Origin of the sequence: Acinetobacter sp. 809848, from assembly GCF_000581275.1 — a bacterium.
Lineage (GTDB): Bacteria > Pseudomonadota > Gammaproteobacteria > Pseudomonadales > Moraxellaceae > Acinetobacter > Acinetobacter pittii.
Window position 1 is genome coordinate 67644 of sequence record NZ_JEXG01000006.1, and the last position, 18513, is coordinate 86156.

The following is an 18513-nucleotide window of genomic DNA, read 5'->3' on the forward strand; positions in this document are numbered from 1 at the left end:
AAAAAAAGACACCGCAGATTGCGGTGTCTTTTTTTGAATATCTCGGCTTAACGCACAATACCACGTTCTGATTGCTCAACAGAGTCAATTAATAATTGAGCTTCTGGAACATTCGGAAGAATATCATTTTTAATCTGCTCAACAGCTTGAACAGAAGTCAGGCCTGATTTAAAAATCAATTTATAAGCTTCTCTAAGGCCTTGAATTGTATCCTTAGACCAACCCTTTCGGCGCATACCTTCTATATTAATACCAAACGCATGTGCTGGATTACCAGATGCCATAACATACGCTGGCACATCTTTTAAAATTAAAGATGCTCCACCAACCATACTGTAAGAATCGATTTTACAGAATTGATGAATTCCCGAATTACCACCAATAATGACATGATCACCAATATGGACGTGTCCAGCAACACCAACATTATTTGCGAAAATATTATGATCACCAACAATACAGTCATGTGCAATATGCGTATTAACCATCAATAAGTTATGACTACCTATTTTAGTTAAAGCATTATCTTGTACAGTTCCTCTATGTAAACTGCAATGCTCACGAATTAAATTATGATCTCCAATCTCTAACCAAGTTTCTTCACCTTGATATTTCAAGTCTTGGCAAATTTCACCAACACTTGCAAACTGGAAAATCTCATTATTTTGACCAATTTTGGTAAAACCACCAACTACAACATGTGAATGTAATTTAGTACCAGCGCCAATTGTCACATTTGGACCAATAATACAATAAGGTCCTATCTGGACATCCGGGGCAATCACTGCAGATGGATCAATAATGGCCGTAGAATGAATTAAATCGTGATTGCTCATGCCTGCTCTGTTTTTTGGTGTGAAATCATAATTTCAGCGGTTGTTGCTACAATACCGTCAACGGTAGCCGTACAGTTATATTTGTAGATACCGCGTTTTTGCATTACTAATTCAGATTTTAATACAAGTTGGTCGCCAGCAACTACTTGTTTTTTAAATCTTACCTTTTCTGCACCAGCAAAGAGGAATAAAGAACCTGGTTTTGGCGTCTCATTGTTCATAATAAAACCTAGAACGCCCGAAACTTGAGCTAATGCTTCTACAATTAGAACACCCGGCATAATTGGATATTCTGGGAAATGTCCTTGTAGGAACTCTTCATTGATAGAAACATTTTTATAACCAACAATACTATTGTCAGTAACTTCAGTCACACGATCAACCAATAAGAAAGGATAACGATGCGGCAAATATTGACGAATCGTTTGAATCTGCATTGGTAATTCAGGGATGGCAAATTTAGGTGTAGTTGACTCGGTCATAATATTCTATTTACGCAAATTAAAAGTTGATTCAAGAGACTCTATTTGAGCTTGTATATGATCAAGTCGTTTAGTGATTTGGGTCAATGGCACATCTGCTAATTGTCGCAAGCGCACAATTGTCTTTTTCCAATGACTATTTTCAAATAATCCAATTCCTGAAGAATAGGTACCAGCTTCAGAAATATTTTTTGTGACCATTGACATTCCAGTTAAAGTCACATTATCAGTGATTGAAAGGTGACCAGACACACCACAGGCTCCTGCAAGAATACAGTTTTTGCCAATTTTAGTGCTTCCAGCAATTCCACATTTAGCAGCAATAGCTGTATTGGAACCAATATGAACGTTATGTGCGATTTGCACAAGATTATCAATAATTACCCCATCTTCCAAAATCGTATTATCTAGTGCCCCTCGATCAATACTACAATTTGATCCAATACGGACATCATTACCAATAATAACTGAACCTAATTGTGCGATACGATGCCATTTACCTTGATATGGTGCAAATCCAAAGCCTTCACTACCAATCACAGTACTTGCATGAACTCGAACACGATCAAGTAATTTAGAACCGCCAGTAATAGTGACATGAGAATCGATAAAACAATCCTTGCCAATTTCTACATTATCATCCAGACGAGTATGAGACTGAATAATCGTGTTCTCACCTACTACACAATTTTCACCAATTACAACGTAATGGCCAATATATGCTTTTTCAGAAATAATTGCAGAAGGATGAATTTGAGCAGTACTTTCAATACCTATTGATGTGATCTTTTTATCAAAAGCATGGGTAAGGATGGCAAAAGCCAAATATGGATTATCAACAATAATAAAATTTTGTTTATCAGTAAGCTGTTCTTTAATAGAGCTTGTAACAATGTACGCACCCGCACGGCTAGTCTTTGCTTGATCGATATACTTTTCGCCATTTACGAAAGTAATATGAGAAGGTTCAGCATTTTCTAAACTTGCCAGATTTATAAATTGAAGACTACCCGCACCGACTAACTCACCATTAACTAGGTGAGCTAGTTCATCTAAACGATAATGTTGCACTTTCATTAATTTATTTCATTGAATTAACCTTTTGTATCATTTTATCAGTTAAATCATATTTAGCGTCATAGGCAACGGTCGAATTTTTATTCAAAATGAAGTCAAGATTATTTTCTTTTCGTAATTGTTCAGCTGCTTGCTTCACACGAGTCTCAAAAGTTGAGTTCATTCCTTGCAAACTAGTTTGAACTTTAGACTGCAAACCTTGTTGAGTCGAATTAAATTCATTTAATTTTGACTGATATTGAGTTTGAAGCTTCTTAATATCATCTTCTTTCATTTTTTGCCCTTGAGTTTGGGCTTGACGCTGAAGGCCTTCTAACTCTTTACCCAACTGCTCAAGACGAGTTGTTGTTGGTTTAACAGATTGATTTAAACTTGCATTTTGTTGTTTTAAATAAGTACTACTTTCAACAACTTTAGCAAGATCAATAACACCATAACCAGCAGCATTAGTCATAGCAGAAATTGTAAGGCCTAACCCTAACATTAATATATTTAATTTTTTCATCTTAATTTGTGTCCTTATTTCATTGTTTAGTCAAGTCGTACTTAGAAAGTACGACCGATTTCAAACTGAATCTCTTTAGTTTCGTCACCAGGCTTATCATTTAACGGGAATGCATAGCTAAGAGATAATGGCCCAATCATAGTGATCCATGTAAAACCAACACCTACGCTATAACGCATATTACCTAAATCAAAACCGTAGTTATCTTCACAGTATTTTTTAGCATCTGCTATTTGCTGCCCATTCATAATCATAGAATAAGAGCCAACATCACACTTAGTATCAAATACTTGACCACCTTCAGCAAAAATGACTGGTCGTACTTGGCGAGTCCAGTCCCCTTTGAAAGGTAACGGTAAAGCTAATTCAGTACCAAATTGTACTAAAGCATTACCCCCCACCTCTTCTGGAGAACCGTCATTTTGCTTGGTTTCTTGTAAGTTTACACTTGCATACTTAGGACCCAAGGTACTGTTATCATAACCCCGAACAGAACCATAACCACCTGCATAGAAGTTTTTATAGAATGGTAAATCATTACCATAGCCAAGTTTACCGTAACCACGCAATACGAAACCAGTATTACTAATTGGCCAAAATGCCTGTGCATCATAAGTTGCTTTTTGATAGTCAACATCACTACCTGGCAAACCAATTTCAAGACCTACACGATGTGACATACCTGAAGTAGGGAAAATAGGACGGTTTAAAGTATTGTATGACCAACCTAAATTTAAGTTATATGTAAAGAACTCACCATCAAACGCATTATCATATTGTTCTTCTGGGACCTTACATTCCCCCTTCTCAGTATCATACTGCGACTCACCATTTAAGGTTGGACAATATGAACCCTTACTTGTTGCTTTACCACCATTTGCTAACAAATAATCACGCACATAAGTAGAGACATAAGGACCAGTCGTTACTTTAGTATTATCAATACCTAAAGAGGCACTTAGGCTTTGGTTTTCATCAATTGGGTAACCAAAACTTAAACTACCACCGAAACTATCGGTAACGTAATTATTAACGTTATAGTCATCATTTAACTTTGTTTTACGGTAATAAACATTATAACCGCGGCTTACACCATCAATAGTGAAGTAAGGGTCAGTAACACTTAAGTTATAGTAGTCTTGAGTTTCAGAGCGAGATAAATCGATCGAAACACGATTACCCGTTCCCATAAAGTTAGTTTGACTCAAACCTGCCTGGAATGTGATACCACCACTTTGTGAGTAACCTACCGCTAATGTTGTAGTTCCCGAGTGTTGCTCTTCAACATTTACGTTTAAATCCACCTGATCTGGTGAATTTGGAATACGAGCTGGTTTAATATCAACTGTTTTGAAGAATCCAGTACGCTCTAAACGAACCTTGGACAAATCAATTTTTTCATTACTCGCTAAAGCGCCTTCCATTTGACGCATTTCACGACGCAATACTTCATCGGCAGTTTTACTATTACCTGTAAAGTTAATACGACGTACGGTTACTTGCTGACCTGGGTTTACATAATAGTTCAAGTCAACAACACCCGTTTCATTATTAATTTGCGGAACGACATTTACATCTGCAAAGTAATAACCAGCATTACCATATTTACGCAATAACAATTGCTTAACAGCATTTACTTTTTCTTGAGAATAGGTATCCCCATCTTTATAAATTTTCAAAGCTTGCAGTTCTTCAGGTTTATAAAGTGCGTCACCTAAAAACTTGGTTTGACCAAATTTAAACTGGCTACCTTCCTCAACAGCAACTTCAATAAAGATATTCTTTTTATCTTCACTAATATTAAGCTGTGAGTTATTGATATGAAAATTGATATAACCTTTATTCAGATACATAGCGCGCAAAGCTTCAAGGCTCGCTGCCATTTTCTCTCTAGCATAACGGTCATTACGGGTTACAACTGAAGCCCAACCACTTTCTTTAACTGCGAAAGCTTGTTTAATTTCACTGTCTTTAAAAACAGTATTACCAATAATATTGATATTAAAAACTTTAGCTGCCGTACCTTCATTAAAATTTAATTTAAGTTCAACACGGTTATTTGGGCGAGCTATAGTATCAACAGTTACATCAGCATCATAACGGCCTTGCTGAGTATATTGCTGCTCTAATTCAGTTTCAATTGTTTGTAAAGCTGACTTCTTAAAAACTTCGCCTTCAGCAATGCCCATTTTTTTGAGGCCTTGCTCTAAAGCCTCTTTAGGAATAAGTTTGTTACCCTTAAATTCAAGTTTTGAAATAATCGGGCGCTCTACGACATTGAAAACTAAAGTATCGTTATCTCTTGATGCTTTAATATCGTCAAAAAGTCCAGTGGCATACAATGTTCGAATTGCTTCTGCGATCATCGGTTCATTAACGCGATCGCCACTGTTGATTGGCAACATGGTAGAAACATTTGCAGGAGTAAGACGGACCAAACCATCTATACGAATATCTCGAACAACGAAATCATCAGCTGCATATGCTTGTTGTACCGCTGCCATAGCGCTAACAAGTGCCAAAGGCATTAAAAAATGTGTGTGCCGCATGCCAGTTTTTCCAGTAAGTTATAAATCCATATACGTTTACAAACGCATAAAATCGTTAAATAAAGCTAAAAGCATCATACTACCGAGCAGTACCATACCAATTTTTAGACCAAACATTTGTATTTGTTCAGAAACAGGCTTACCACGAATAGCCTCAATAATGTAATAAACGAGATGTCCACCATCTAGCATTGGAATTGGTAATAAATTTAAAATTCCAAGACTTACACTCATTAAAGCCATAAATGAGATGAAAGTCTGCCATCCCATTTCTGCACTTTGTCCCGCTACTTTCGCGATTGTAATTGGTCCAGAAAGATTCTCTAAACCAATTAAACCCTTAACCATTTTTACTATCGAACTCAATATCATGCTAGAGATTTGGCCAGTCTTATCTAGCGACATCTGGAAAGCTTGTATTGGAGTATATTGAATTGTTTGCTTATATTCGTCAGGAATTATAATTTTTCCTGCATCACTTTTTACGCCTAAGACACCGCTCACTTGCCCCATATTGTCACGCTTTCCTTGAGGCATGACTTGCAAATGAACGAGTTGACCATTACGCAACACATCAATACTTAGTAATTTTTCTGGTGAATGTTGCACAACTTCCACAACATCAAACCAATCTTTCATCGCTTGACCATTAATGGATACAATACGATCACCGACTTTTATTCCTTGTCGAATTGCTGCTCCATCTGCAGTCAACTCAGTTACAACAGCGGGAATAACAGGACGATAAGGTGAAAAGCCTAATACATCTAAAGCTGATTCATTTTGGTTTTTTAAAAAATCTTTAATGGGTAAAACAATATTTTTCTCAGTACCTGCACGATCTACATCGATATTCAAGCTACCAGTTTCACCTACACGATCAATCAAAGCAAAGTTAAGTTTTTCCCAAGTTTGCGTTTCCTTTCCATCAACAGCAATAATCTTGTCACCTACTTGTAGTTGAGCTGTAGCAGCTGGCGAGTTGGGTACAACCTTACCCACTCTTGTATTTAGTTGTTCCTGTGCTGGTAAAAATAAAATCCAAAAAAGTAAAACAGCAAAAATCAAGTTAATTAAAGGCCCAGCCGCAACAATTGCTATACGCTTCCATGGTTTTTGACGGTTAAATGCATAAGGTAAATCTTGCTCTGCAACATTACCTTCGCGCTCATCGAGCATTTTTACATAACCGCCTAGAGGCAAAGCTGAAAGTTGGTACTTAATTCCAGATTTTTTTGAGGTCCATTTAAGTAATGTCGGACCAAAACCAATAGAATAAACTAGAACCTTAACACCAAGTTTTCGTGCCACCCAATAGTGACCGAACTCATGAATTGCAATTAATGGACCGAGCAAGAGAGCTGCTGCTGCAATCATAAATAATGCGCTCATTTCAGCCTCCTATACTTGATATATACTGCTGTGCTACATGTCGTGCTACTTCATCTTTATTCAAAATAGACTCGATATTATCAGCAACTGAGTTTTCCAATTTTTGCAAAGTATGCTCTACCACTTGTGGGATATTTGTAAATCCAATCTGTTGGTTTAAAAATGCAGCAACGGCAACCTCATTTGCAGCATTTAAAATAGTAGGTGCCAGCCCTCCTGAACGCATTGCCTGACGGGCTAAATCCAGTGCTGGAAATTTCTGGATATCCGGTGCTTGAAAATTAAGCTGAGAATACTCAAATAAATCTAAAGCAGGAACATTAGTCTGTAAACGTTCTGGCCATGCTAATGCATGGGCAATCGGTGTACACATGTCTGGATTACCCATTTGAGCCAATGTTGAACCGTCAACATATTGCACCATAGAATGAATAATACTTTGTGGATGAACAACAACTGTAACAAAATGTTCAGATATTGAAAACAAATGACACGCCTCGATCAACTCTAACCCTTTATTCATAAGAGTAGCTGAGTCAACTGAGATTTTCTGTCCCATAGACCAGTTGGGATGCTTACAAGCCTGCGCAGGAGTAACTTTTTCTAACTGTTCTAACGAATGGTTTAAAAATGGTCCACCTGAAGCGGTCAATAAGATTCTTGATACGCCCTGTTGCGGTTGTCCATTTCTTTCAGCCTCTAAATAATTATGAGGTAATGACTGAAAAATAGCGTTGTGTTCTGAATCTACCGGTAATAATAATGCCTGATGATCACGTGCTGCTTGCATCATGATTTCACCAGACATGACCAAAGCTTCTTTATTAGCAAGCAATACGCGTTTACCAGCTTTTACAGCCGCTAATGTTGGTAATAAACCAGCTGCTCCAACAATTGCAGCCATAACTACATCAACATCTGGATGAGATGCGATACTTACCAGCCCTTCCTGATCAGTCAAAATTTCAATATTTTGTAATTCACTCTTTACAAATAAAGCTGCTAATTCGTCAACTTTTTGCTTTGGAACAACTACAACTTTTGGTTGGAATTGTTTACATATGTCAACCAATTCAGAAATTCGACTATGAGCTGAAATTGCAAATACTGAATACTTATCAGGATGTTGATTTAAAATTTTTAAGGTACTTTGCCCAATGGAACCGGTTACACCCAATATGCAAACAGATTGTGTCATTTATAAATCTACACCAATAAGTTTTAATATATACATTCCCGTTGCAAAGATCGGGGCTGCAGCAAGTAAAGAATCAATACGATCTAAAACACCACCATGACCAGGTAGTACACGTCCAGAATCTTTAATACCAGCACGACGTTTAATCATTGACTCAAATAAATCACCCAACACTGAACCGAATACTGTAATCAGTGACAAGATAAGAAACAGAATTTGCTGAATTAAAGTTAAATTTAGATACTGATATTGCACAACCAACATTACCAGTATGGTCGTGACAATACCACCATACAAGCCTTCTACTGATTTGTTCGGACTAACGGTTGGAGCTAATTTTCTTTTACCAAATTTACGACCAACAAAGTAAGCACCACTATCTGCACCCCACACGAGTAAGAACAGATACATTAACCACCATGGCGAACTTTGCCAAACAACAAAAATTGAAGTTACCGCAGCACAAACTAAAATAATGCCAATTACATATAGAGTAGCGTTATACCACCCATCAAATTCAGGAAAAGATTTGACCCAATAAACGCTTACAAGCCAAGTCAAAATTGAAGCTGACCACAAAAGTAATGCAATATCATGGAAAAATAGAGCAACGCCCGAAACGAATGCAACAAGCAGACCGTAGCACCAAGCTTTTGGCTTTACAGCATTTACAGTTTCATGGGGCATTAATTTATACCATTCATACCCCGCAACCCCTGCTGCTACAATCATAAGAACCAACATTGGATAATGTGATTGCGTAGCAAACATACAGCCTAAAACAACTGCGACAAGTACCAATGCGGTAACAATCCGCTCTAACATTATAAGTTCTCTATTTTCTCTTGCTGAATTTGTTCAGATGTTTTGCCAAAACGACGCTCACGCCCTGAAAAAACATTCAATGCATGATCGAATTCTTGTACTGTAAATTCTGGCCATAAAGTATCAGTAAAATACAGTTCAGCATATGCTGCTTGCCATAACAAGAAATTAGATATGCGATAATCTCCACCTGTACGGATCAATAAGTCCACAGCTGGCAGATCGTTTAGACTGACATATTTTTCGAACAAATCAACATTTATTTGATCAGCACCAAATTCACCACGGGAAACCGCTTCAGCAACTTGTTTTGCTGCATTTGCAATATCCCACATCCCGCCATAGCTCACAGCAATAGTTAAGGTCATAGTGTTATGGTGTGCTGTCTGTTGCTCTGCATCTTCCATTAAGGCAACTAGGTGTGACGGTAATCTGGAACGATCACCGATGAAACGCAAAGCAATATTAAATTTCTTCATGCGAGGTATTTGCTCATGAATAGTTTCTTCAAGAAGCTTCATAAGCAGATCGACTTCAAATTGTGGTCGATTCCAGTTTTCGCTTGAAAATGCAAACACCGTTAAAGCACGAATACCTGTTTTTTTACAATGTTCAACGATAGGATCAAGAACATTTTTACCCTCTCGATGTCCATCACCTTTTTGCATTTGATTTTTTTTTGCAAAGCGGTTGTTGCCATCCATGATAATGGCAACATGCTTAGGAAGATGATACTCTTCTGAATCGGTCATAAAATTTAGACCTTCATCAATTCTGCTTCTTTCGCTGCAAGACGCTTGTCTACTTCTGCAACATATTTGTCAGTGATTTTCTGGATATCATCACCTGCACGGCGCTCATCATCTTCTGAGATTTCTTTCTCTTTTAATAATGCTTTGATATCACCTAATACATCACGACGAATATTACGAATTGCAACTTTTGCATTTTCAGCTTCGCTACGCGCAATTTTTTGCATATCACGACGTGTTTCTTCAGTTAATGCAGGTAAAGGTACACGAATTGCATCCGCTGTAATTGGGTTTAAACCAAGATCACTCTCACGAATTGCCTTATCAATAGCTGAAACCATTGTACGTTCAAATGGCTGAACAAGAAGTGTACGAGAATCTTCAACACCAACGTTTGCCACTTGATTTAAAGGCACATCAGAACCGTAGTAAGGAACCATTACCCCATTTAAGATTGATGGGTGTGCACGGCCGGTACGAACTTTAGCAAACCCGAGTTCCAAAGACTCAAGAGTTTTCAACATACGCTGTTCGCTGTCTTTTTTCAGATCGTTAATCATATGATCTACCTTACTTATTTATTCAAGGATGTTTTAACAAATTTAATTTAGCGCTAGTATAAAGAGCTTTCGTCAACACGTACATTATTTAGTAACGCGTGTACCTTCTTTTTCGCCCATGACTACTGACAATAGCGCGCCTGATTTATTCATATCAAAAACTTGTAATGGCACATTATGGTCACGACATAAACAAATAGCTGTCAAATCCATAACACCAAGTTTTTCGTCTAATACTTGATCAAAGGTTAAATGATCATATTTAACCGCATCTTCGTATTTACTTGGATCTTTATTATATACGCCATCTACTTTGGTCGCTTTTAGAATTAAATTTGCTTCAATTTCAATTCCGCGTAAGCAAGCTGCCGTATCAGTCGTAAAGAATGGATTTCCTGTACCAGCAACAAAAACACAAACTTCACCTTGACTCAAGTGACGAATCGCATCACGACTTGAATAAGACTCTACGACTGTACCAATTGGTAATGCAGACATAAGGCGAGTTCTGATATTACGGCGAACCAATGCATCACGCATAGCCAAGCCATTCATTACAGTTGCAAGCATACCCATTTGATCGCCTGTTACACGACCAACCAAGCCATCCTTTTGCAACTGACTACCACGATACAAGTTACCGCCACCAACAACGATACCCACTTGCACACCTAAGCCAACCAAGTGAGCAATTGAAAGGGACATTTGATCAAGAACTTGGGCATCAATACCCATGTCTTTGTTACCTGATAATGCTTCACCAGATAGTTTTAATAAAATGCGTGAATAACGGGGGCTAATTGTTTCCGCCATGAGTTTGCTCCAAAACCTCTTAAACTGAATGCTTTTTTGAATCGTTATCGATTAAACCGACTTAATTTTAATTAACTTTGCAAATAAGTCGTATTCATCCGCATCGGTGATTTCGACTTCCAACATATCGCCTGGTTGAATAGTGCTCTTATCGATATCTTCTACAAAGACATTACCGTCAATTTCCGGAGCATCGGCATAAGAACGTGCAACAGCAACAGGATATTCATCTTCCAAACTATCGACTAATACAGTCATCGTTTGACCAATACGTTTTTGCAACTTAGCAGCAGAAATTTGTTGCTGCACTTGCATAAAGCGCTCGTAACGCTCTTGCTTAATTTCTTCAGGCACATGATCGGGTAAATCATTTGCCGTAGCGCCTTCTACTGGTGAGTAGGTAAAGCAGCCAACACGATCAAGTTCAGCTTCAACTAACCAATCGAGCAATATTTGAAAATCTTCTTCAGTTTCGCCTGGGAAACCCACTACAAATGTAGAACGAATCACAAGATCCGGGCATTTTTCACGCCACAATTTAATTTTTTCGAGTGTATTTTCACTGTGAGCCGGACGCTTCATTAACTTAAGAATACGCGGGCTTGCATGTTGGAATGGAATATCAAGATATGGCAGAATTTTACCTTGTGCCATTAAGTCAATAACCGCATCAACATGTGGGTATGGATAAACATAATGTAAGCGCACCCAGATACCAAGTTGGCCTAGTGCTTCACACATATCAAAGAATTTTGTTTTAACAGGCTGGCCATTCCAGAAATCAAGTTTGTACTTGGTATCTACACCATATGCTGACGTATCTTGGGAAATAACCAAGATTTCTTTAACACCTGCTCTTTTAAGCGCAGCGGCTTCTTCCAGTACACTTCCAACTGGACGCGATACTAGATCGCCACGCATACTTGGGATAATACAGAAGGTACAACGGTGGTTACATCCTTCAGATATTTTTAAATAGGCATAATGTTTAGGCGTTAAGCGAATTCCTTGTTCGGGAACCAAATCAACAAAGGGGTTGTGTTTAGGTGGTGCTGGTACATATTCATGTACAGCTTCCATTACATCTTGATAAGCTGCCGCACCAGTAACCTTTAAAACGTTTGGATGCATTTGACGAATTTTGTCTTCGTCTTTACCTAAGCATCCAGTAACGATTACTCGACCATTTTCACTCATGGCCTCGCCAATTGCATCTAGCGACTCTTGCACCGCAGATTCGATAAAACCACAGGTATTAACAACAACTAAATCAGCACCATCATAATCTGATGCAACTTGATAACCTTCAGTCTTTAACTGAGTTAAAATTCGTTCAGAATCTACCAATGCCTTAGGACAACCTAAAGAAACAAAACCGACTTTGGGGGTCTTCATGAATCTGCGCTCCACTTGAATGCGCGTATTGTATGTCTTTTCTTGTCTCAAGCATAGGTGGAAAGCCTACTCTTTGTGTAATGCACCAAAATACGACCAACATTTGCACCAAAACTCACCTTTGCACCAAGTTGGATCATGTTATTATCTACATTTAAGCCATCAGTTTTGATCAACCGATATAAAGACCGATTTAAGCGCGTTTTTAAATACTTTAAAACTTTAAAATAACCCATAAACAAAGTTGGCGTATATTTTGCATCGTTCATGTTCTATAACGGTGAAAATCCGATAACCAATGAAGATGCCATTGCGCTATTTTAAGACAGGAACGATTCGCTAATGGATCAACACAACCCTATCGACTATCGCCTATTGGTAGACAATTTAACTACTGCGATTTTATTGATCGATAGTAACTTGAATATTTTTTACTTAAATTCTGCCTGCGAAGCACTATTTGACATTAGTTTGCTTCGAGCTTCAGGACAGCCGGTTTTGAACTTACTTCATGCACCAGATGATACTTTTAATACACATGAAGCTTTATTAAACACTATTAAAACGGGTCAACCTTATACTCGTCGAGAAGCGGTTATTAATGTCAACTTTAAAGACCTTCATGTTGATTACACGGTGTCTCAATTAAATGCAGGTAAGAGTTATCATCCATTACTCTTGATTGAGCTCAACCCGATTGATCGTATGTTAAAGATTTCTAAAGAAGAAAATCTGGTACAACAACATCAGGTCGCTAGGCAGCTTGTACGTGGCGTTGCGCACGAAATTAAGAACCCACTGGCGGGGATTCGCGGTGCAACTCAATTACTCGCGCGCAGTTTGAATGATAAGAGTTATGCTGAATTTACAGATGTCATTATTAATGAAGTAGACCGTTTAACTAACTTGGCAGATACCATGTTGGGTTCTAGACAACTCCCAAGTTATGAGAATGTTAACGTACACGAACCTTTGGAGCGAGTGCGTTCACTTATCGCCAACCAGACAAAGAAGAAAATTAAAATTATACGGGATTATGATTTGTCTTTACCCGATGTTAATGCTGATCGTGATCAGTTAATACAAGTCATGCTCAACATTAGTGTAAATGCAATTCAAGCCATAACAGAAAACAAAGCATTTTTTATAGATCACGAACCGGAGTTAATTCTACGTACACGTATACAACGTCTTGTCACAATTAACGGTGTACTAAATCGATCTACAGTGCGAGTCGACATAGAGGACAATGGACCAGGCATTCCTGAAAGTATTTTGGAGTCAGTATTCTATCCATTGGTTACTGGACGAGCAAAAGGTACTGGGCTTGGCCTGAGTATTGCACAGAATATTATGCATCAACATAACGGAATGATTGAATGCCAATCTGTTCCTGGAAAAACAATTTTTAGCTTATATTTACCTTGGGAGTCAGACCGTGTCGCGAAATAAAATATGGGTTATTGATGATGATCGCGCCATGCGATGGGTATTGGAAAAGACCTTTAAAGAGGAAGGTTTTGATGTTACCAATTTTGAAGAAGCTCAAACTGCGCTTGAACGTTTGCACCATGATGCTCCCGATGTCATCTTAACTGACATCCGCATGCCTGGAATTGATGGTTTAACTTTTTTATCTAAAGTCAAAAACACTCATCCAGATTTACCTGTCATTATTATGACAGCACATTCTGACTTAGAGTCTGCTGTATCAAGCTATCAAACTGGCGCGTTTGAATATTTACCAAAGCCTTTTGATATTGATGAAGCTTTAGCTTTAGTCAATCGCGCGATCCTGCATATTAATAAACTACAACAGCAAGAAGCTACAAAAACAGCTTCACCTCTTCAATCAACAGAAATTATTGGTGAATCTCCGGCAATGCAGGAGGTTTTCCGTGCTATCGGCCGTTTATCGCAATCTCATATTACTGTTTTAATTAATGGTGAATCGGGTACGGGTAAAGAATTAGTTGCTCATGCTTTACACAAGCACTCCCCACGCCGTGCCAAGCCTTTTATTGCTTTAAATATGGCTGCGATACCAAAAGACTTGATTGAAACCGAGTTATTTGGTCATGAAAAAGGCGCTTTCACAGGGGCAAATACTCAGCATCAAGGCCGCTTTGAACAGGCAAATGGCGGAACACTGTTCCTTGATGAAATTGGTGATATGCCATTTGAAACTCAGACTCGATTGCTTCGCGTACTCGCTGACGGTGAGTTCTATCGTGTAGGCGGACACATTCCCGTTAAAGTAGATGTTCGAATTGTTGCGGCAACGCATCAGGATCTAGAGAAACTGGTAAATGAAGGTCGCTTCCGTGAAGACTTATATCACCGCTTAAATGTGATTCGTATTCACATTCCTAAGCTTGCCCACCGTAGTGAAGATATCCCAATGCTTGCGCAGCATTTCCTTGCGCGTGCAGGTAAAGAGCTTGGCGTAAGTCCAAAAATCTTACGTACCGAGACGACAGACTATATGCAACAGTTACCATGGCCAGGTAACGTACGACAACTTGAGAATACTTGCCGCTGGCTAACTGTAATGATTACGGGCCGCGAAGTTTATCCGGAAGATTTACCTTCTGAGCTCAAACAAGTTCCATTGCAAAAGAATAGTGATTCTAGTCAACCAGCACCTTCATTTGAACGTATTTCTCTACATCATTGGGATGAACTACTAAATCAATGGGCTATTCAAAAGCTTAAAAATGGTGAAATGAAAATTTTGGATATTGCCACACCAATGTTTGAACGCACATTGATTAACGCAGCCTTGCAACAAACACGTGGACGCAAACGTCACGCAGCGGAATTATTAGGTTGGGGTCGCAACACCTTAACACGCAAGTTAAAGGAACTTGGAATGGATTCTGCAGATGATGACGAAGAAGATGAGCACAAGGTTACTCAAACTGAAGCCTAGAAATCTCATTATTTAACTTCAAAGCGGTTAAGTCATTCTTAGCCGCTTTGTTTTTCAATCAGATTTTTGATTAAAATATAATGCAAACATAAGGTTACATCATTAAACCCTTCTACAACCTACACTAAACTTATATTTTCTATTAGTTTATTTTTTGAATTAGCCACTTACTGTTCAGCATATGATCTAAAAAAATGGTTATGACCATCACTAAAGATAGTTTTGCTATACTAGATAAGCAAAGTCAGTTGTTGTTATTAAATTTTATGCATGATTCAGTCCTGGATTCACATCACCTTGCATGTGAGAAACCTCAAACACGCCGCGGTATTGAACGTCGTTTAGCTCTATTGTTAAGCGCGACCGAGCTGTTCCTAGAGAAAGGATATGATGCTGTATCTCTCGATGATATTGTTAATCATGCAGGTGGCTCTAAGGCTTCTATTTATAAATATTTTGGCAATAAAGAAGGACTTTTTACGGCTATATGTGATCATAAACGTGAAATGTTTTTTAAAGACATTTGCATTCCATTCCAACCAGAGAAAAGCACTTTAAGAGAATATCTGATTCAAACACTTAATCGTGTATATATTCATATTATTCAGCCCGAACATGTTGCATTTTTAAGACTTATTATTGAACAGACCGAATGTAACACTGTCCTCATACAATACTTATATGACAAATGGGTACATAATTTACAAAATACACTTACTCAAGCATTAGAGTTTGCGGATAAATCAGGCGAAATTACCTGTAATTCTCCGTATTATTCTTCACTCATGTATTTTGGGATTTTACGAGATATTGAATGGCGTATGATTATGGGTATGCCAGCTCTTCCAGATGAGAAAGAAGCTTTTGATTATATTGAATATTGTGTAGATATTTTCTTAAAAGGCCATCATAAAGTCTAATTCTTTTGCATTTTAAAATGCTTATAGTATAGTAGACTTCTTTTTTCCCACATCCACCCAGCCAACAACAGATAATTGTTATATTTCAAAACGATTATTATGGAGTAGCTACATGGCTCTAAGACATTTCCTAACTTTACGTGATCTATCCACTCTAGAACTTAATCGCATTTTAGAACGCGCAAGCGAGCTTAAAAAAATGCAACATGACAATAAGGTCTACCAGCCTTTTGTTGGTAAAGTATTGGGAATGATTTTTGAGAAATCAAGTACGCGTACACGTATCTCTTTTGAAGCAGGTATTAACCAATTTGGCGGTAGTGCGATTTTTTTATCGCCTCGTGACACACAATTAGGCCGTGGTGAACCAATCGAAGATTCAGCACGTGTAATTTCAAGTATGCTTGATATTGTGATGATTCGTACTTTCGGTCATGACATTGTTGAACGTTTTGCATCTTATTCAAAAGTTCCTGTAATTAACGGCTTAACTGATGATCATCATCCATGCCAGTTACTTGCTGACTTACAAACTTATATTGAACACCGCGGCAGCATTGAAGGCAAAACCGTTGCTTGGATTGGTGATGGTAATAATATGTGTAATTCATATATTGAAGCTGCACACATGATGGGTTTCAAACTCAAAATTGCATCGCCAAAAGGATATGAACCTAAACCTGAATTTTTAGCCGAGTTTGGTCATTGCGTTGAGCTTTATGACAATGCAGAAGATGCAGCAGTAAATGCTGACCTTATTGTGACTGATGTATGGGCAAGTATGGGCCAAGAAGAAGAGCAAAAACTTCGTGAAAAAGCCTTTGCTGATTTTCAGGTTAACGAAAAATTAATGAGCCTTGCTCACCCAGATTGTTTATTCATGCACTGCTTACCTGCTCATCGCGGCGAAGAAATTTCTGAAACCATGCTCGATTATAAAAATGCAGTCGTATGGGATGAAGCAGAAAACCGTCTCCATGCTCAAAAAGCTTTAGTCGAATTTTTATTAAATGAAAATTTAAAGAAAGCTTAAATTTTGAGTTTAAAAAACAGCATCTTTATGATGCTGTTTTTTATTTTATAAGACTTGTACTCTTCCAGTTAATTATTTTTAAAAATTTGATAACGTTGCCGAATATATAAGCAGGCTGTATTTTAACTATTCTCTAGAATCGTGTATAACATTCTACACAATAAGCTAAGCCTACTCTTGTAGAGTGCGATCATGACAACCCTTGAACAATCATTATCTCAAATTCCCGCATTTTCGATTATTCATGAACATTTATTTAGCTCGGCCCAGCCTTCTGCTGAACAACTAAAATTGATTAAAGAGTTTGGTTGTAGCACAGTCATTAACCTTGCTTTAACTAATGCTTCAAATCATCTTGAAAATGAAGACCGTATTTGTTTAGACCTTGGTTTAAATTATATTCATATTCCAATTGATTGGGAGATGCCTTCTGCTGAGCAGTGCTTATTAGTTTTAGATTTGATTGATCATTTAGTGCAAAATGAAATTATTTGGATACATTGCGCCAAAAATAAACGCGTAAGTTGCCTGATGTATGTCTATAGACAGTTTTATATGAATATGGATATGCCGACTTCTCAGGATTTATTGCACGAAATTTGGGAACCTAATGAGACTTGGACTGGACTCATTCATAATATTACCTTACAGCTACAAGGCCGTAAGGCAACTTTAGAACTTCAACAGTCTTTACAACAGGCAGATCACTTGGTGTGATGAGAAATTAAAACCGTCGCTGTAGCCAAAATTCCTTCTTGACGACCGGTAAACCCGAGTTTTTCGGTTGTCGTTGCTTTAATACTAATTTGATTAATATCTACATTTAGAACGTCAGCAATGCTTTGACGCATTTCCAGATTATGCTTAGCTAATTTTGGACGTTCGCAAGCCACCGTAATATCGGCATTATTTAACTGATAACCACGATCTAAGATCAATTGATAAACATGCTTTAACAATACTCGGCTATCTGCGCCTTTGTATTCTGGGTCAGTATCAGGAAAATGTTGTCCAATATCTCCAAGCGCTAAAGCACCTAATAAAGCATCACATAGCGCATGAAGTACAACGTCACCGTCAGAATGTGCTTTCAAACCATGTGTATGTGGAATTTGAATACCCGCCAATGTAACGAAGTTCCCCTCTTCAAAGGCATGTACATCCATTCCTTGTCCAATACGAATCTGAGCAACCATATAAATTATTACCTTCCATAAAAACTTAAGAAATCTTGTATTCAGCCG

Annotated in this window: 19 protein-coding genes; 5 read left to right on the forward strand and 14 right to left on the reverse strand. The window is 37.9% G+C overall.

What is annotated here, in order from left to right:
- Positions 1–47: 47 nt before the first annotated feature.
- The 13 genes from lpxA to J536_RS26475 form a co-directional block, all read right to left on the reverse strand.
- Entirely contained in the window at positions 48–836 is a 789-nt protein-coding gene (lpxA, locus tag J536_RS09560) for an acyl-ACP--UDP-N-acetylglucosamine O-acyltransferase (protein WP_005068909.1), read from the reverse strand.
- Positions 833–1318, reverse strand: coding sequence for a 3-hydroxyacyl-ACP dehydratase FabZ (fabZ, locus tag J536_RS09565; protein ID WP_002115603.1), 486 nt, complete (start codon positions 1316–1318; stop codon positions 833–835). The genes lpxA and fabZ overlap by 4 nt, the downstream gene beginning before the upstream one ends.
- Positions 1319–1324: 6 nt before the next feature.
- Positions 1325–2395: a UDP-3-O-(3-hydroxymyristoyl)glucosamine N-acyltransferase gene (gene lpxD, locus J536_RS09570; protein WP_002115634.1), complete on the reverse strand. Its 1071-nt coding sequence runs from the start codon at positions 2393–2395 to the stop codon at positions 1325–1327.
- A gap of 4 nt (positions 2396–2399) precedes the next feature.
- Positions 2400–2900 carry an OmpH family outer membrane protein gene (locus tag J536_RS09575; RefSeq protein ID WP_002115728.1) on the reverse strand — a complete coding sequence of 167 codons (501 nt, stop codon included), beginning with the start codon at positions 2898–2900 and terminating at the stop codon, positions 2400–2402.
- 41 nt (positions 2901–2941) lie between these two features.
- Positions 2942–5449 (reverse strand): outer membrane protein assembly factor BamA, encoded by a 2508-nt coding sequence (gene bamA, locus J536_RS09580; protein ID WP_005068904.1) that lies wholly within the window; start codon positions 5447–5449, stop codon positions 2942–2944.
- Positions 5450–5485: 36 nt separating this feature from the next.
- The gene (gene rseP / locus J536_RS09585) at positions 5486–6841 is read right to left on the reverse strand and encodes an RIP metalloprotease RseP (RefSeq protein ID WP_032055911.1); all 1356 of its coding nucleotides are present in this window, start codon (positions 6839–6841) and stop codon (positions 5486–5488) included.
- Between the two features lies 1 nt (position 6842).
- Complete coding sequence (gene ispC / locus J536_RS09590; RefSeq protein ID WP_032055909.1) at positions 6843–8039, reverse strand: 1-deoxy-D-xylulose-5-phosphate reductoisomerase; 1197 nt, start codon at positions 8037–8039, stop codon at positions 6843–6845.
- Positions 8040–8864 carry a phosphatidate cytidylyltransferase gene (locus J536_RS09595; RefSeq protein WP_002115701.1) on the reverse strand — a complete coding sequence of 275 codons (825 nt, stop codon included), beginning with the start codon at positions 8862–8864 and terminating at the stop codon, positions 8040–8042.
- On the reverse strand, positions 8864–9616 hold the full coding sequence (gene uppS, locus J536_RS09600; RefSeq protein ID WP_002115643.1) for a polyprenyl diphosphate synthase: 753 nt from the start codon (positions 9614–9616) through the stop codon (positions 8864–8866). Before uppS ends, J536_RS09595 begins: the two co-directional genes overlap by 1 nt.
- Before the next feature lie 5 nt (positions 9617–9621).
- Entirely contained in the window at positions 9622–10176 is a 555-nt protein-coding gene (frr, locus tag J536_RS09605) for a ribosome recycling factor (RefSeq protein WP_002115638.1), read from the reverse strand.
- An 84-nt stretch (positions 10177–10260) separates the two neighbouring features.
- The gene (pyrH, locus tag J536_RS09610) at positions 10261–10989 is read right to left on the reverse strand and encodes a UMP kinase (RefSeq protein WP_000852257.1); all 729 of its coding nucleotides are present in this window, start codon (positions 10987–10989) and stop codon (positions 10261–10263) included.
- A gap of 51 nt (positions 10990–11040) precedes the next feature.
- Positions 11041–12384 (reverse strand): 30S ribosomal protein S12 methylthiotransferase RimO, encoded by a 1344-nt coding sequence (gene rimO, locus J536_RS09615; RefSeq protein WP_002115588.1) that lies wholly within the window; start codon positions 12382–12384, stop codon positions 11041–11043.
- A 47-nt stretch (positions 12385–12431) separates the two neighbouring features.
- On the reverse strand, positions 12432–12653 hold the full coding sequence (locus J536_RS26475; RefSeq protein WP_032062772.1) for a hypothetical protein: 222 nt from the start codon (positions 12651–12653) through the stop codon (positions 12432–12434).
- Positions 12654–12726: 73 nt separating this feature from the next.
- Here J536_RS26475 and glnL point away from each other — a divergent pair, with 73 nt between their 5' ends.
- From glnL to J536_RS09645, 5 genes are all read left to right on the forward strand, one after another.
- On the forward strand, positions 12727–13836 hold the full coding sequence (gene glnL, locus J536_RS09625) for a nitrogen regulation protein NR(II) (protein WP_002115631.1): 1110 nt from the start codon (positions 12727–12729) through the stop codon (positions 13834–13836).
- Positions 13823–15316, forward strand: a complete 1494-nt coding sequence (gene glnG / locus J536_RS09630) for a nitrogen regulation protein NR(I) (protein WP_002115702.1) — start codon at positions 13823–13825, stop codon at positions 15314–15316. The genes glnL and glnG overlap by 14 nt, the downstream gene beginning before the upstream one ends.
- A 266-nt stretch (positions 15317–15582) precedes the next feature.
- Complete coding sequence (locus tag J536_RS09635; RefSeq protein WP_005803466.1) at positions 15583–16236, forward strand: TetR/AcrR family transcriptional regulator; 654 nt, start codon at positions 15583–15585, stop codon at positions 16234–16236.
- Positions 16237–16348: 112 nt separating this feature from the next.
- Positions 16349–17269 carry an ornithine carbamoyltransferase gene (gene argF / locus J536_RS09640; RefSeq protein WP_005068890.1) on the forward strand — a complete coding sequence of 307 codons (921 nt, stop codon included), beginning with the start codon at positions 16349–16351 and terminating at the stop codon, positions 17267–17269.
- Between the two features lie 192 nt (positions 17270–17461).
- A complete protein-coding gene (locus tag J536_RS09645) occupies positions 17462–17986 on the forward strand; it encodes a protein tyrosine phosphatase family protein (protein WP_032055898.1) in 525 nt (174 codons plus the stop codon).
- Here J536_RS09645 and ispF read toward each other — a convergent pair.
- The gene (gene ispF, locus J536_RS09650; protein WP_005068887.1) at positions 17974–18465 is read right to left on the reverse strand and encodes a 2-C-methyl-D-erythritol 2,4-cyclodiphosphate synthase; all 492 of its coding nucleotides are present in this window, start codon (positions 18463–18465) and stop codon (positions 17974–17976) included. The genes J536_RS09645 and ispF overlap by 13 nt on opposite strands.
- Positions 18466–18513: the final 48 nt, after the last annotated feature.